The organism is Enterobacter sp. PL_is379, assembly GCF_055817355.1.
This window is the reverse complement of record NZ_JBVPGT010000030.1, coordinates 381,436-394,908: the sequence shown is the minus strand read 5'-3', so window position 1 is coordinate 394,908 and position 13,473 is coordinate 381,436. Positions and strand designations below refer to the sequence as shown.

The following is a 13,473-nucleotide window of genomic DNA, read 5'->3' as shown; positions in this document are numbered from 1 at the left end:
CGCTCTATTTCGCGCCGCTGGCGTCCCGGTTGGTATAGGTGACAGGGACCCAGGCATAACCGCCTTTCTCGCCTTTCGTCACATAGCCGATGCCCGGGAAAGGCAGGTGCGGGGCGGCAACCAGGTCCTTGTTTTTCAGAAAGTCAGCGAACGCATGCTCGCGTACGCTTGCCGCTTTGTTCTGATCTTCATCGTAGGTGATGGTCACCGCAGGCTGCGGGAACTGAACCGCCGCGGCATGAATGATGTCGCCGACAAAGGTGATCTTCTCGCCTTTGCTCGTTAGCGTGTAGAAGGCTGAACCCGGCGTATGGCCGGGATGAACCGTGCCGGTCAGACCCGGGAGAATCTCCGATGTACCGCTAAACGGCACCACTTTCCCCGCGTCAATATAGGGCTTCAAGGTCTTCTGCGCGACGTCAAAGTAGTTCTTGCCGTAGCCGGTTTTCTTCTGATTGTCGTCGTTAAAGAAAAAGTCGATATCCGGTTTGCCAACGAAAACGCGCGCGTTGCTGAACACCACCTTGCCATCTTTCACCAGGCCACCGGCATGATCGGAGTGAGCGTGAGTCAGCAGGACTTCAGTGATGTCCTCGGGTTTAATCCCCTGCGTGGCGAGGCTCTCAATCAGACGGCCGCCGTTACCGGGGCCAAAGAGCTGGCCCGAGCCGGTATCCACCAGAATTTTATGTCCGGGCATCGCAATCAGGAACGCGTTGATGGAGACCTCAGGCGGGTTGGTCTGGAAATTTTTCGCGAGCAGCGCATCAATGTTTTGCGGCGTTGTCCTGCGCAGCAGTTTGTGCAGATCCTGCGCGACGGTTCCGTCGGTAAACGAGGTGACCAGAATGTCCCCAACCTGAATGCTGTACCCGCCCGCCGGTTGTTTAACGACGTGCTGGGGCGTCTCTGCCGAGGCCTGCAGCGCAGGATAGAAAAGCAGTGAACTGGAAATCAGCGTGGAAAGAGCAAGTTTTTTCACGGTAAGCATACGAGTCTCCTTTGAAAGCACTCATCTTACTTCTTCGTAAAATTATAAGAACCTGCCCAGAAATGATAGGACCTATAAACGGGATGGATAGGAAACTGAAGGGCCGGGAAGGCGGGGGATGCCTTTTCCGGCCCGTAAGACCTTATTTTTTCAGCGGTGCGTTCCAGCTATCCAGCGTGGCTTTGGACCAGGCGCCATAAGCGGCATTAGGCAGCACAATCCAGTCGTTGCCGAAGTGTTCGGCGCTGGCTTCAACCAGCTCACGCTGCTGCTCGCTCGGCTTTTTGTTTTTAAACTGCACGGCGAAATCCGGCAGGCTGTCGCCGAACAGCATCACGATCTGCTGTTTTTTGAGGATGCTCTGGCGACGCTCTTCCTTGCTGACCGTATCCAGCAGCACGCTTTCGTCAGACACCTGCGGCAGGCCGAGGGCGTTTAACGTTTTCAGCGTGTCGGCTTTATTTTCCTGCATACGATCCGAGACGTAGTAGATCCGGACCTTGCTTTGATTCACGTGGTCAAGAAACGCTTTCGCCCCCGGGATTAAGCCGGGTTTTCCCTGCTTCTCCCAGTCGCTCCAGGTGTCCCATTGTGTATAGTCGTGACACTGCTCCGCGTCGCGCACCAGCAGAGGGGTGTTATCCAGCACCGTTTCGTCGAGGTCCATCACCACGGCGTAATTTTCGGGCGTTTTCAGATCCTTTAACTTCTCGTTGAAACGCTCGGTGGCAAACCGATAGGTTTGCAGCTGAAGGGCCATAATCTCTGCCGATTTCTGCTGATAGCGCAGCGCCATTTCGTACGCTTTCGGTTCACACAGGTCGCGCCCGGCAGCCGTCGCGGTTGCCGCTGCACTCATAACAGGTAATGCCAGCAGTAATGCCTTAGCCATTGAATTCACGCTTTTTTCCTCAACACCCTGGTTAAAATCCCGAAAGCGTAATGAAATTCAATGACAGAAATATGACGGTCGCGTCGCTAGACCAGCATGTAATACCAGAATAGGGCGACCTCGTCTTTTTCCGGCAAGGCGTTATACAGATAACGATCGTATCCGCCCAGGGTGAACCCGTAGTTACGGTAAAACAGACAGGCAGAGACGTTCACATTTTGTGTTTCAAGCCGTAATCCCGGCGCGTTTACGCTGCGGGCCCAGACGTGGGCGGCGGCCATCAATTTTTGTGCGGCGCCGGTTCTGCGTTTTGTACGCTCAACGGCGATATAATCCACTGAGATAAATTTATTCCAGCCAATTGAGGCGGTAATAAATCCGGCTATTTCACCGTCATCCGTTTCGGCGATAAGAAATATGGCGTCCGGATTAACGCAGTGATTTTCAAGGGTTTGGATGTCGAGCTCGTAGGTTTTAATCCAGGGCTCGGCGACGGCTTCGATATGCAAATCACAATGGATAAAGGGCTCTCGCGCAATATGGCTAATGGTGAAAGAAAAGTCACAACATTCAAGACGGACGAGGTCCGTATTTAATCCTTTTCGAATCTGCATAATTTTCCCGGTAGTGAGTTATTTCATAAAGAATAGACGAAGCGGTTAAATCCGCTGGGCTAACACACTTTTAATCCTGAACTAAGCTTGTACTTCGTTCCGCGTAAAATGTGGGTCATTCGAGGACAATGAATGGAATTCAGGACATTTCAAAAGCGGTGGGGTGCTGAGTTTATTTCCGATGACGTTGTACGTTTTCGCGTCTGGGCAGAAGGACAGAAAGAACTTACGCTACGTCTGGCCGCCGCCGACGTGCCGATGACGGCAACGGGCGACGGCTGGTTCCAGACAGACGTCCCCGGCGTCAAGCACGGTGCAGAATATCAGTTTGTTCTTCAGGACGGCATGGCGGTGCCCGATCCCGCCTCGCGGGCGCAAAAGGGCGACGTTAACGGCCCCTCGGTGGTGATCGATCCCCGACGCTACCAGCCGGTCAATCGCGACTGGGCAGGGCGTCCGTGGGAAGAGACGGTCATTTACGAACTGCACATGGGCACCTTTACCCCGGAGGGCACCTTCCGGGCGGCCATCGACAAGCTGCCGTATCTGGCAGAACTCGGGATTACCCAGCTTGAAGTGATGCCCGTCTCTCAGTTTGGCGGTTCCCGCGGCTGGGGGTACGACGGTGTGCTGCTATATGCCCCACACTCAGCCTACGGTACGCCGGAGGATTTCCACGCGTTTATCGACGCCGCGCACGGGCTGGGGCTTTCGGTGGTGCTGGATATCGTGCTTAACCACTTCGGGCCGGAGGGGAACTATCTGCCTTTGCTGTCGCCCGCGTTTTTCGATGCACAGCGGATGACACCCTGGGGCAACGGCATCGCCTACGAGCGCGAGCCGGTGAGGCAGTACATGACCGACGCGCCGCTCTACTGGCTAACGGAATACCGCCTTGACGGCCTGCGGTTTGATGCCATCGACCAGATAAAAGACGGCTCCGACACGCATATTCTCGAGGAGATTGCCACCAGGATCCGAGAGGCCATTCCGCACCGTCACGTTCACCTGACCACGGAAGACAGCCGCAATGTGATTTTCCTGCATCCGCGCGATGAACAAGGCAACGCGCCGCTGTTTACCGGCGAGTGGAACGATGACTTCCACAACGCCGCTCACGTGTTTGCCACCGGAGAGACGCACGCCTACTACCAGGACTTTGCCTTTGAGCCGGAGAAAAAGTTCGCCCGGGCGCTGGCGGAAGGCTTTGTCTACCAGGGCGAGGTATCACTGCAAACCGGCGAGTCTCGCGGGGTGGAATGCCGCACGCAGCCACCGCAGTTCTTCGTCGATTTTATCCAAAACCACGATCAGACCGGCAATCGCGCCCAGGGCGAGCGGCTTCTCTCCCTCGCGGGTGCCGACAAGACGCGGGTGCTGCTTGCCGCGCTGCTGCTCTCCCCGCATATCCCGCTGCTGTTTATGGGCGAGGAGTTTGGGGAAACGCATCCGTTCCTGTTCTTCACCGACTTTCACGGCGAACTGGCAAAGGCGGTGCGGGAAGGGCGCGCGAAAGAGTTTACCGGTCATGCCGGGCACGATGAAACCGTCCCGGACCCGAACGACGTGAACACGTTTATCCGCTCAAAGCTCGACTGGCATAAAGTCGCCACCGACGAGGGCAAGACGTGGCTGCGCTACACGCGCCACCTGCTGACGCTGCGCCATCGCTATATCGTTCCGCTTCTGCATCCGTGCGGCGCCGTTGAGGGCCATGTGCTCAAGACCGCGCCCGGCATGGTAGCGGTGTGCTGGCGCTTTCCGTCGGGGACGCTCTCTCTGGCGCTGAATATCGGCATTAAGCCCGTCGCGCTGCCCGCTCTGGCGGGGGAGACGCGTTTTGCCTCGCAGGAAGTCACCGACGTTTTACCGCCGAACGGTATTGTCGTTCGCTTTGCTAATGGAGAAGCATCGTTATGATCCCTTCCGCCACGTACCGAATTCAGTTCCGTAACGGCATGACGTTCGACCGCGTTGTGGCGCTGGTGCCGTATATGAAGGACCTCGGCATCAGCCACCTTTACGCGTCGCCCGTGTTCACTGCCACGACGGGGTCCACCCACGGCTATGACGTAACCAACCCGAATGAAATCGACCCCGCCATCGGCGGGCGAGACGGGTTTGACCGCATGGCCGCCGCGCTCAAGCAGGCCGGCATGGGGTTGATTCTGGACATTGTCCCGAACCATATGTCCACCTCGCTGGAAAACCTCTGGTGGCGCGACGTAATTGAATATGGCCAGCAGAGCCGCTATTTCCGCTACTTTGATATCGACGGGTCGCGACCGCTAACGCTGCCGTTTCTTGGCGACACCTTTGAGGCGGAGCTGGAGAAGGGAGCTATTACCCTAAAACGTGACGCCGTCACGAAAAAGGCCGCGCTGGTCTACTACGACGCCGAGTATCCGCTCAACCCCGGCACGTACAGCGAGGAGAAGAGCATTGCCGAGCTGCACGACGCGCAAAGCTGGCGGCTGATGTCCTGGCGGGAGGCGCCAAAGCAGCTCTCGTGGCGGCGCTTCTTTGAGATCACCGGGCTGGTCGGCGTTCGGGTTGAAGATGATGCGGTCTTCGACGACACGCACCGGCTGATCCTTGAGCTGGTCCACGCGGGCGTGGTGGACGGCTTGCGCATTGACCATGTCGACGGCCTGGCGGATCCGCTGGGCTATCTGCAGCACCTGCGGCAGGCCACCGGGCCAGACTGCTACATTACAGTCGAAAAGATCCTCGCCAAAGGGGAACAGCTCCCCGCTGACTGGCCGGTATCTGGTACCACCGGCTACGAGTTTATCGCCTCGCTGGCGGAAGTGCTGGTCGACGACGATAGCCTGGGGCGTCTGGAGACCATCCACGACGAGACGCTGGGCATCACGGTCGATCGCCACGCGGAACTGCGCGATGCCAAAGGCCTGATGGCCGATCGTAATTTTGAGGGTGAATTCACCACGCTGCTGAACCTTGCTGAGGATCTGGCACGCCGCAATGAGGTTGCGCTGCCGCGCGAGGAAATCCGCCACGCGCTGCGCGAACTGCTTATTGCGTTTCCGGTCTACCGCACTTATGGCACTCGCGAGGGGTTAACCCAGACGGACGTGGCGCTGCTTAACCGCGTGGTTGCCAGCGTGGAGACGTCGGAAGCGGCGCTCAGCCTGATCGTGCGCATTCTTACCGGCGACCTGCCGGAAGCGTGCTGCGACACCGCCGCGCTGTTCAGGACCCGCTTCCAGCAGCTCACCGGGCCGCTGATGGCGAAATCCGTTGAAGACACGCTGTTCTTCCGCCACAACCTGGAGCTGGCGCTCAATGAAGTGGGTGCCGACCCGACGCCGCGCGCGTTTTCATTATCCCGATTCCACCAGGAAATGCGCATTCGTCTCGCCCGTCAGCCCGACGCGCTGCTGGGCACCTCCACGCACGATACCAAGCGCGGGGAAGATGCCCGGGCGCGTCTCTACACCCTGACGGAAGCCCCGGAACGGTGGGGGGAAAACCTGGCCCGCTGGCGGCAGATGAACCAGACCCAGGTGCGTTTTCTCAATGACGGTACCGCGCCGAACGCCGCCGATACCTGGATGATCTACCAGGCGCTGGCGGGCGTCTGGCCCGCCACGCTGTCACCGGACGACGCCGACGGGCTGAAATCACTGGAAGAACGTTTCCTTGGCTTCCTTGAGAAAGCGCTGCGCGAGGCGAAGCAGCGCACCGACTGGATCGACAGCAACGAGAGCTATGAGAGCGTGGTGCTGAGCTATGCACGGCACCTGCTTTCACCGGACAACACCCTGTTCCTGCACGATTTCAGCGAGGCGATGCAGCCCTTTATCCGCGCCGGGCTGATGAACAGCCTCAGCCAGACGGTGATCAAGCTCACGGCGCCCGGCGTCCCGGATATCTATCAGGGCAGCGAGGCGCTTAATTTTAGCCTTGTCGACCCGGATAACCGACGGGAGCCGGACTTTCCGGCCCTGGTGCAGCACCTCAGCGCGGCGGATGCCGGGGTGTTTGACAACCCGATATGCTGGCGTGACGGCAGGGTCAAACAGTTCGTTACCGCCACGCTGCTGCGGCTTCGACCGTACTACGACGCGCTTTTCCGCTACGGCGACTGGCTGCCGCTTAAGGTCACCGGCGATCGTGAGGATAACCTGATTGTCTATGCGCGCGTTAAGGACGGCGAGGCGCTGATTGTTGCCGTGCCGCGTCTGGTTTTTGACGTCACCGATGATCATCAGCTGTGGGTCAATACCACGGTCGCGTTACCCGACGAACTGGCCGGGAAGCGCTATCGGGATCTGTTCAGCGGCGAAAGCCGCATGCTGCAAGAAACGCTGGATTTAACGTCAGAAAAGGGATGTGTACTGGTTCTGCTTACCTGCGAATAATCGTGGAGAACGAAAATGGCAAAGGATACAACGTTTGAAATTCGGGCCGGTCATGGCCAGCAGTTGGGTGCGAATTATGATGGGAAGGGGGTCAACTTCGCGCTGTTCTCCGCTCACGCTGAGCGGGTGGAACTCTGTCTGTTTGACCCGTCCGGGAAAACCGAAATCGCCCGGCTGGAACTGCCGGAATATACCCATGAGGTCTGGCACGGCTATGTGCCAGACCTGAAGCCTGGGGCGCTGTATGGCTATCGCGTCTACGGCCCCTACGACCCGGAAAACGGTCATCGCTTCAACCCGCATAAGCTGCTTATCGACCCCTACGCCCGCGAACTGGTGGGTGACATCGACTGGAACGACGCCCATTTCGGCTATGAGCTGGGGCATGACGAGCTGGATTTGAGCTTTGACACGCGGGACAGCGCGCCGTTCACGCCGAAATGCAGGGTCATTGACCCGGATGCCTTTGACTGGCATGACAGCAACCGGCCCAACGTGCCCTGGCCGCATACCGTTGTCTATGAGAGCCACGTGAAGGGCTTTACCCAGATGAACCCGGCCATTCCGCCCGAGCTGCGCGGCACGTTTGAAGGGATGGGGCATAAAGCCTCGGTCGATTATATCAAAAGCCTGGGCATCACCTCGGTGGAGCTGCTGCCGGTTCACTGGTTCCCGGACGATCAGCATCTGCTCGATCGTGGCCTGAAGAACTTCTGGGGCTATAACACGCTGGGCTTTTTTGCTCCGGCGTCGCGCTACTACGGCCCGGCGGGGATTCAGGGCTTTCGCGATATGGTGCGCGCCTATCATGACGCGGGCATCGAGGTGATTCTGGACGTGGTGTACAACCACACGGCGGAAGGGAACGAGCTTGGCCCGACGCTCTCGTTTAAGGGGATTGATAACTACAGCTATTACCGCACGCTCCCGGACCAGCACCGGTATTACATCAACGACACCGGGACGGGAAATACGGTCAACACCTCGCACCCGCGCGTGCTGCAGATGGTGATGGACTCCCTGCGCTACTGGGCGGAATCGATGCACATTGACGGTTTTCGTTTCGATCTGGGGACGATTCTGGGCCGCGAGCCTGAAGGGTTTGACCCGCGCGGCGGTTTCTTCGATGCCATGACTCAGGATCCGGTCTTATCCCGACTCAAGCTGATTGGTGAACCCTGGGATATCGGTCCCGGCGGCTATCAGGTGGGCGGATTCCCGCCGGGCTGGGGGGAGTGGAACGATAAGTACCGCGACACCGTTCGCGAGTACTGGAAGGGGGATAACGTCTCCACGGACTTTGCCGCGCGGCTGCTCGGTTCCGGCGATCTGTACGATCTGCGCGGACGTCGTCCGTGGGCCAGCGTCAACTTCATCACCGCTCACGACGGCTTTACGCTGAATGACCTGGTGTCATACAACGAAAAGCATAACGCCGACAACGGCGAGGACAATAACGACGGGCATAACGATAACCGTTCTTACAACTATGGCGAGGAGGGGCCAACCGAAAATCCGGACATCATCGCCACCCGGGAGCGTCAGAAGCGTAACTTCCTGACCACGCTGCTGTTCTCCCACGGCACGCCGATGCTGCTGGCCGGGGATGAGTTTGGCCGCTCGCAAAAGGGCAACAATAACGGCTACTGTCAGGACAGTGAGATCTCATGGATCGACTGGAAAGGGCTGTCAGAAAATGACGCCGCGCTGCGCGAGTTCACCCGGAGGTTGATTGCCCTGCGCGCGCAGCAGCCGCTGCTGCGTCGTGAGAGCTGGCGCGACGGGCTGGAGATTCGCTGGTTCAATGCCGGAGGCGGTTCACAGCAGGCCGAGCAGTGGGATGAAGGCTCGACGCTTGGGGTCTCCATCAGCAGGCCGGATCTGCGGCAGGAGGACGGTATCTGGCACGACGTGCTGATGCTGTTCAACCCGTTTGAAGGCACCGTACCGTTCCAGATCCCGCAGTTTGGCGAAGGGGGATGGGTGCTGGAGCTGTCTACGGCGGATGACGCTGCCGCCGGGACAGCGATCACCGAAACCGTAGAGTACGAACTGGCCGGACGCAGTATTACCCTCTTTAGACGTCCTTAGCGTTAGAGTGACGCCGCCGCCCGGGCGGCGGTGTCATACAGGGAGGAGATCGTGCGTAACAGCTGCGCGGTCTCGCCAATCGCCTTCCCGGCAATGCCGCTCTCCGCGTGGATCGCAATCAGACACGCTTCCCGCACGTCCCGGTATTTCATGCACAGCGTTTTCCCTTCCTCCGTGGTAGAGAAAAAGAGCTCTTTACCCGCTTTCTCGCTCGTCACGTAGCCTGCTTTGACCAGCTTTTTCAGGGCATAGGTCACCACGTGGGTATCTTCCACGTTGAGGACGAAGCAGATATCGGCCAGCTTTTTCTTGCGGTCACGGTGGTTCACGTGATGCAGCAGCGAAACGTCAAAGGCGCCCATATCGGGCTCGCCGGCTGCCGTCATGCAACGCACCATCCATTTGTTAAACGCGTTGCTGGTCATGATCAGCGCATATTCCAGCTCTGATAACTCCGCGCAGCGCTCGGATACCAGGTGGCGGGAAGAGACGATCCGGCCATCGTTGATATCGTCGCGATCGGGTGAAGCACTCTTTTCTGAGGTCATAACGTTCCTTAGCCAGAAATGTAAACTCATCGATAAAATAAGAACATTTTATTGATAATTTGTTTACATGTTTTTGAGGTTCAGATATAGCTTTTTAGCGCAGGTTTTGCGAAGCCTGCCAACAAAACACAACATCGCTCGCCGCAAATTAAAAAAATAGCCGTCGGCGCGCAACGCTCACTTTCGATAGGGTAAACGTTATGGACGGTACTACGCTGCTGCCGCTGATCGGGATACCGATCGTGGTTATTGGTTTTGCACTGCGCTTCAACCCGCTGCTGGTGGTCGTGGTGGCGGGGCTGGCGACGGGTCTGCTGGTCGGTATGGATTTCGGCATGCTGCTGGAGACCTTCGGCGAGAAGTTCGTCAATAGCCGATCGCTGGCCACCTTCATCCTGATCCTGCCGGTGATTGGTCTGCTGGAATATTACGGGCTTAAAGAGCGCGCCCAGGCCTGGGTGGCGAAGATCGCCAGCGCCACCTCAGCGCGTATTCTGATGCTCTATTTTGTCGCCCGTGAAGGTACCGCCGCGCTGGGTCTGATGTCGCTGGGCGGTCACGCCCAGACGGTGCGCCCGCTGCTGGCGCCGATGGCCGAAGGGGCGGCGCTGAACGAATATGGCGAGCTGCCGCAGCACATTCGCGACAAAATCAAAGCCCACGCCGCCGCGTGTGACAACATCGCGGTCTTCTTTGGGGAAGATATCTTTATTGCCTTCGGGGCAGTGCTGCTGATCGACGCGTTCCTGAAAGAGAATGGCATTCAGGGCATTGAACCGCTGCATATCGGCCTGTGGGCTATCCCTACCGCCATTTCGGCATTGATTATTCATATGACGCGCCTGCTGCGCCTCGATGCAAGTATCCGTCGCGACGTGATGGCCTGGCGTGCAGAGCAGGGTACGCAGGAGGCCGCGCAATGATGACGCTTATCACCATTAACCGCGTGTACTACCTGATTGGCTTTGTCGTGATGCTGCTGGTTGTGATGACCCTGCGCGATCGCGCCAATCCGAAGCGCTTTACCACCGCGCTGTTCTGGTTCTTGTTTGGCGGGATCTTCCTGTTTGGCGATCTGATGGTGCAGGAACTGGGGAAATCGCTGGCGTACCGGATTATCGGCGGTGGCGTTATCGTTATCGCGCTGCTGGCGGGTTTTGGTCTGGTCGGGAAAGGGCACTATAAAATGTCGACCGAGGAGGAGCGCGTTGCCTCATCGAACCGGCTCAAAAACTGGCTGTTCCTGCCCGCGCTGATGATCCCGGTGGTGACGGTGCTGGGCACGTTATTCCTGAAGGGCGTTTCGGTCAGCGGCGTGTTTCTGCTCGATCAGAAGCAGCTCACCCTGGCGGCGCTTTGCGTAGCCTGCGTCGCGGCGATCCTCACCGGCTGGTGGCTGACCAAAGGCACGCCGCTGCATGCCGTTCGTCAGTCCCGTCGTCTTGTCGATACTATCGGCTGGGCGGTGATCCTGCCGCAGATGCTGGCCATGCTCGGCGGCGTGTTCGTGGTGGCTAACACGGGCGACTCGGTACAGAAGGTGGTGAGCCTATTTGTGAACCCGGATAGCCGCTTCATGCTGGTGGTGATTTACTGCGTGGGTATGGCGCTGTTTACCATGATTATGGGTAACGCCTTTGCGGCCTTCCCGGTGTTAAGTGCCGGTATCGCCTTGCCGTTTCTGATCAACGTGCATCACGGCAACCCGGCGCCGCTGCTGGCGATTGGCATGTATGCAGGCTACTGCGGCACGCTGATGACGCCGATGGCCGCGAACTTCAATATCGTTCCCGCCGCGCTGCTGGAGTTGAAAGACAAATATCAGGTGATCAAGATCCAGATCCCGACCGCGTTAACCCTGCTGGTGGTGAACGTGTTCCTCATGTATTTCCTCGTGTTTCGCTAAGGAGCTGTTATGGAATTAACGCAACATCAGGCTGACGCGTTTGCCCGCATGCCTTTGACCTATTTGCGCCAGGAATACCCGAACCACATCATGCACCTGCTGAATGATGATGGTGACGTTCTGCCGCCCCGCGAACTGCACCCGATTTTCTACGGCTGTTTCGACTGGCACTCGGCGGTGCATGGCTACTGGCTGCTGCTGCGCTGCGTGCGCCTCTATCCGGAACTACCGTGCCGGGACGCGATCGTCGCGCTTTTTGACGAGCACATGACCGAAGAGAACGTGGCGAAGGAGCTGGCCTATTTCACCGCGCCGTTCCGCGCCTCGTTTGAGCGCCCGTATGGTTACGGCTGGCTGCTGGCGCTGGCTCAGGAGCTGAAACAGTCGTCGCTGCCCCAGGCCGCGGGCTGGTACCGGACGCTGGAGCCGCTCACCCAGGATATTCGCAACCGGCTGGTGGATTACCTCGGTAAGCTCACCTATCCGATCCGCGTCGGGACGCACTACAACACCGCGTTTGCCCTCGCGCTGGCGCTCGATTACGGTCGCACAGTGGGAGACAAGGCGCTTGAACAGGCGATTGTGGCAGCGGCGGAGCGGTTTTATCTCGCCGACACGCGCTATCCGGCTCATTATGAGCCCGGCGGAGACGAGTATATTTCCGGCGCGCTGACGGAGGCGCTGCTGATGAGCAAGGTGTCTGAAGACTTCCCGGCCTGGTTTGATGCGTTTCTGCCAGAGGTGGGCGCCGTTACGGCACTGATGAACCCGGCGGAGGTGAGCGACCGTACCGACCCGAAAATTGCCCATCTGGACGGGTTAAACCTCAGCCGCGCGTGGTGTATGAAGCACATTGCGAAAGCGCTTCCTGCCAGCCACCCGGCGCAACCGGCGTTGCGCGAGGCGGTGACGAAACACCTGGCCGCCAGCGTCGGGCATGTCGTCGGCAGCCACTATAGCGGCGGACACTGGCTGGCGAGCTTTGCGCTGCTGGCGCTGGAGTAAACAAACGAGTCGTCTTTCTTGCCGGGTGGCGCTGCGCTTACCCGGCCTACATTGTGCAACGCTTGCCTGTAGACCGTGCAGGGCGCAGCCTAAATTTCTTTGATTTTTAATGCGATTAATACCTTAGTCGGATATTTTTCCGTCATTTCTCTGGAAACAGATATCTTTTTTACCATCGCAAAAGTGTACGATACTCGGCCACATACCCACAGTGGATGGATGGTTATATGGCTGTTATACCTTTGTTGCCTAAAGAAGGAATCGCACTTGTGTTGGCAAACATGAGGATTGCAAGAGCGCATGGTATGAGTAGAAACATGGCTATCCCGACAACCTATCTTTGGTTTTATCAAAAAGTAAGAAATAAGGGGCCGTGGGATTACAAGCAGGGACACCCTGAGTTAGCAAATTTTGGGAACTTCAATTATGGTTCGGCTGGTTATGCCGCCGGGATACCATCAAAAACGCTATTGATGGGGGCTGGATGGGCGCAGGAAAGAGCTAAAACCTCCAAAAAGAAATGGGGGCACTGGTATCAAAAACCGCCTTATGGGGATGATCCTCACGATCAGTTTTGGATAAGGCAAGGTATAGAATATGCAAAGAAATACGGTTATTAAACGGCTTCATTTCTTACTCACAACGATTCTATTGCTCGTTGTTTGTGGGTTTCTGACATATCAATACTATTTTAATGCACCTCCTCACGATAGTTTTGTCAGCAAACAGAAACTCTCTGATACCGTCACACTGTACATAACAAAGTATGATGATGGGGGCGCTACGGTGTCGGGTGTTTACCGCTTCTACTTAGATAAAGACAACAGCGGGAACATTATGAAAGCCCTTGAAGATCGATCACCATTCCTTGAAGCCAACACAAGCAATGTTACTGCTTCAGCTTATGGGAGCACGGTAAATGTAAAAATCACTGGCAAGGTTTATTCATTCACTAATTCTGATCTGTTCTATGCAGATGGTGTAGCGATCATGCCTGTAATTAACCTCATAGCCAATGGAATAAGAGATTAATCAAAATAA

General features: G+C 57.4%; 12 protein-coding genes. 8 read left to right on the top strand and 4 right to left on the bottom strand.

The genetic code is table 11. From position 1 onward, the window contains the following. Positions 1 to 4: 4 nt before the first annotated feature. The 3 genes from AC0TOY_RS16065 to AC0TOY_RS16055 all read right to left on the bottom strand — a co-directional run bounded on the left by AC0TOY_RS16065 (position 5) and on the right by AC0TOY_RS16055 (position 2,497). A complete protein-coding gene (locus tag AC0TOY_RS16065; protein WP_473722142.1) occupies positions 5 to 991 on the bottom strand; it encodes an MBL fold metallo-hydrolase in 987 nt (328 codons plus the stop codon). 142 nt (positions 992 to 1,133) lie between these two features. Continuing rightward, positions 1,134 to 1,883 (bottom strand): 5'-nucleotidase, lipoprotein e(P4) family, encoded by a 750-nt coding sequence (locus AC0TOY_RS16060; RefSeq protein WP_275985721.1) that lies wholly within the window; start codon positions 1,881 to 1,883, stop codon positions 1,134 to 1,136. 86 nt (positions 1,884 to 1,969) lie between these two features. Then, positions 1,970 to 2,497, bottom strand: coding sequence for a GNAT family N-acetyltransferase (locus AC0TOY_RS16055; protein ID WP_024908537.1), 528 nt, complete (start codon positions 2,495 to 2,497; stop codon positions 1,970 to 1,972). A gap of 132 nt (positions 2,498 to 2,629) precedes the next feature. Between AC0TOY_RS16055 and treZ the strand changes: the two genes are divergently transcribed. The 3 genes from treZ to glgX are packed head-to-tail and all read left to right on the top strand — an operon-like array spanning position 2,630 to position 8,973. Beyond that, positions 2,630 to 4,417 carry a malto-oligosyltrehalose trehalohydrolase gene (gene treZ, locus AC0TOY_RS16050; RefSeq protein WP_473722140.1) on the top strand — a complete coding sequence of 596 codons (1,788 nt, stop codon included), beginning with the start codon at positions 2,630 to 2,632 and terminating at the stop codon, positions 4,415 to 4,417. Then, the gene (gene treY, locus AC0TOY_RS16045) at positions 4,414 to 6,882 is read left to right on the top strand and encodes a malto-oligosyltrehalose synthase (RefSeq protein ID WP_473722138.1); all 2,469 of its coding nucleotides are present in this window, start codon (positions 4,414 to 4,416) and stop codon (positions 6,880 to 6,882) included. Before treZ ends, treY begins: the two co-directional genes overlap by 4 nt. Before the next feature lie 15 nt (positions 6,883 to 6,897). Continuing rightward, complete coding sequence (gene glgX / locus AC0TOY_RS16040; RefSeq protein WP_473722137.1) at positions 6,898 to 8,973, top strand: glycogen debranching protein GlgX; 2,076 nt, start codon at positions 6,898 to 6,900, stop codon at positions 8,971 to 8,973. 2 nt (positions 8,974 to 8,975) lie between these two features. On the opposite strand, the gene AC0TOY_RS16035 is transcribed toward glgX, so the two are convergent. Further along, positions 8,976 to 9,521, bottom strand: a complete 546-nt coding sequence (locus tag AC0TOY_RS16035) for a winged helix DNA-binding protein (protein WP_473722135.1) — start codon at positions 9,519 to 9,521, stop codon at positions 8,976 to 8,978. Between the two features lie 200 nt (positions 9,522 to 9,721). Between AC0TOY_RS16035 and AC0TOY_RS16030 the strand changes: the two genes are divergently transcribed. The 5 genes from AC0TOY_RS16030 to AC0TOY_RS16010 all read left to right on the top strand — a co-directional run bounded on the left by AC0TOY_RS16030 (position 9,722) and on the right by AC0TOY_RS16010 (position 13,464). Next, the gene (locus tag AC0TOY_RS16030; protein ID WP_473722134.1) at positions 9,722 to 10,444 is read left to right on the top strand and encodes a DUF969 domain-containing protein; all 723 of its coding nucleotides are present in this window, start codon (positions 9,722 to 9,724) and stop codon (positions 10,442 to 10,444) included. After that, complete coding sequence (locus AC0TOY_RS16025; RefSeq protein WP_473722133.1) at positions 10,441 to 11,427, top strand: DUF979 domain-containing protein; 987 nt, start codon at positions 10,441 to 10,443, stop codon at positions 11,425 to 11,427. The genes AC0TOY_RS16030 and AC0TOY_RS16025 overlap by 4 nt, the downstream gene beginning before the upstream one ends. Before the next feature lie 9 nt (positions 11,428 to 11,436). Continuing rightward, on the top strand, positions 11,437 to 12,432 hold the full coding sequence (locus AC0TOY_RS16020; RefSeq protein ID WP_473722131.1) for a DUF2891 domain-containing protein: 996 nt from the start codon (positions 11,437 to 11,439) through the stop codon (positions 12,430 to 12,432). A 227-nt stretch (positions 12,433 to 12,659) separates the two neighbouring features. After that, positions 12,660 to 13,052 carry a polymorphic toxin type 44 domain-containing protein gene (locus AC0TOY_RS16015; protein ID WP_032647837.1) on the top strand — a complete coding sequence of 131 codons (393 nt, stop codon included), beginning with the start codon at positions 12,660 to 12,662 and terminating at the stop codon, positions 13,050 to 13,052. Beyond that, positions 13,030 to 13,464 carry a hypothetical protein gene (locus AC0TOY_RS16010; RefSeq protein WP_148768575.1) on the top strand — a complete coding sequence of 145 codons (435 nt, stop codon included), beginning with the start codon at positions 13,030 to 13,032 and terminating at the stop codon, positions 13,462 to 13,464. Before AC0TOY_RS16015 ends, AC0TOY_RS16010 begins: the two co-directional genes overlap by 23 nt. Positions 13,465 to 13,473: the final 9 nt, after the last annotated feature.

What these genes read in the sequence shown, in the direction of transcription:
- AC0TOY_RS16065 (WP_473722142.1), bottom strand. Translation starts at nt 991, where the DNA reads ATGCTTACCGTGAAAAAACTTGCTCTTTCCACGCTGATTTCCAGTTCA.
- AC0TOY_RS16060 (WP_275985721.1), bottom strand. Translation starts at nt 1,883, where the DNA reads ATGGCTAAGGCATTACTGCTGGCATTACCTGTTATGAGTGCAGCGGCA.
- AC0TOY_RS16055 (WP_024908537.1), bottom strand. Translation starts at nt 2,497, where the DNA reads ATGCAGATTCGAAAAGGATTAAATACGGACCTCGTCCGTCTTGAATGT.
- treZ (WP_473722140.1), top strand. Translation starts at nt 2,630, where the DNA reads ATGGAATTCAGGACATTTCAAAAGCGGTGGGGTGCTGAGTTTATTTCC.
- treY (WP_473722138.1), top strand. Translation starts at nt 4,414, where the DNA reads ATGATCCCTTCCGCCACGTACCGAATTCAGTTCCGTAACGGCATGACG.
- glgX (WP_473722137.1), top strand. Translation starts at nt 6,898, where the DNA reads ATGGCAAAGGATACAACGTTTGAAATTCGGGCCGGTCATGGCCAGCAG.
- AC0TOY_RS16035 (WP_473722135.1), bottom strand. Translation starts at nt 9,521, where the DNA reads ATGACCTCAGAAAAGAGTGCTTCACCCGATCGCGACGATATCAACGAT.
- AC0TOY_RS16030 (WP_473722134.1), top strand. Translation starts at nt 9,722, where the DNA reads ATGGACGGTACTACGCTGCTGCCGCTGATCGGGATACCGATCGTGGTT.
- AC0TOY_RS16025 (WP_473722133.1), top strand. Translation starts at nt 10,441, where the DNA reads ATGATGACGCTTATCACCATTAACCGCGTGTACTACCTGATTGGCTTT.
- AC0TOY_RS16020 (WP_473722131.1), top strand. Translation starts at nt 11,437, where the DNA reads ATGGAATTAACGCAACATCAGGCTGACGCGTTTGCCCGCATGCCTTTG.
- AC0TOY_RS16015 (WP_032647837.1), top strand. Translation starts at nt 12,660, where the DNA reads ATGGCTGTTATACCTTTGTTGCCTAAAGAAGGAATCGCACTTGTGTTG.
- AC0TOY_RS16010 (WP_148768575.1), top strand. Translation starts at nt 13,030, where the DNA reads ATGCAAAGAAATACGGTTATTAAACGGCTTCATTTCTTACTCACAACG.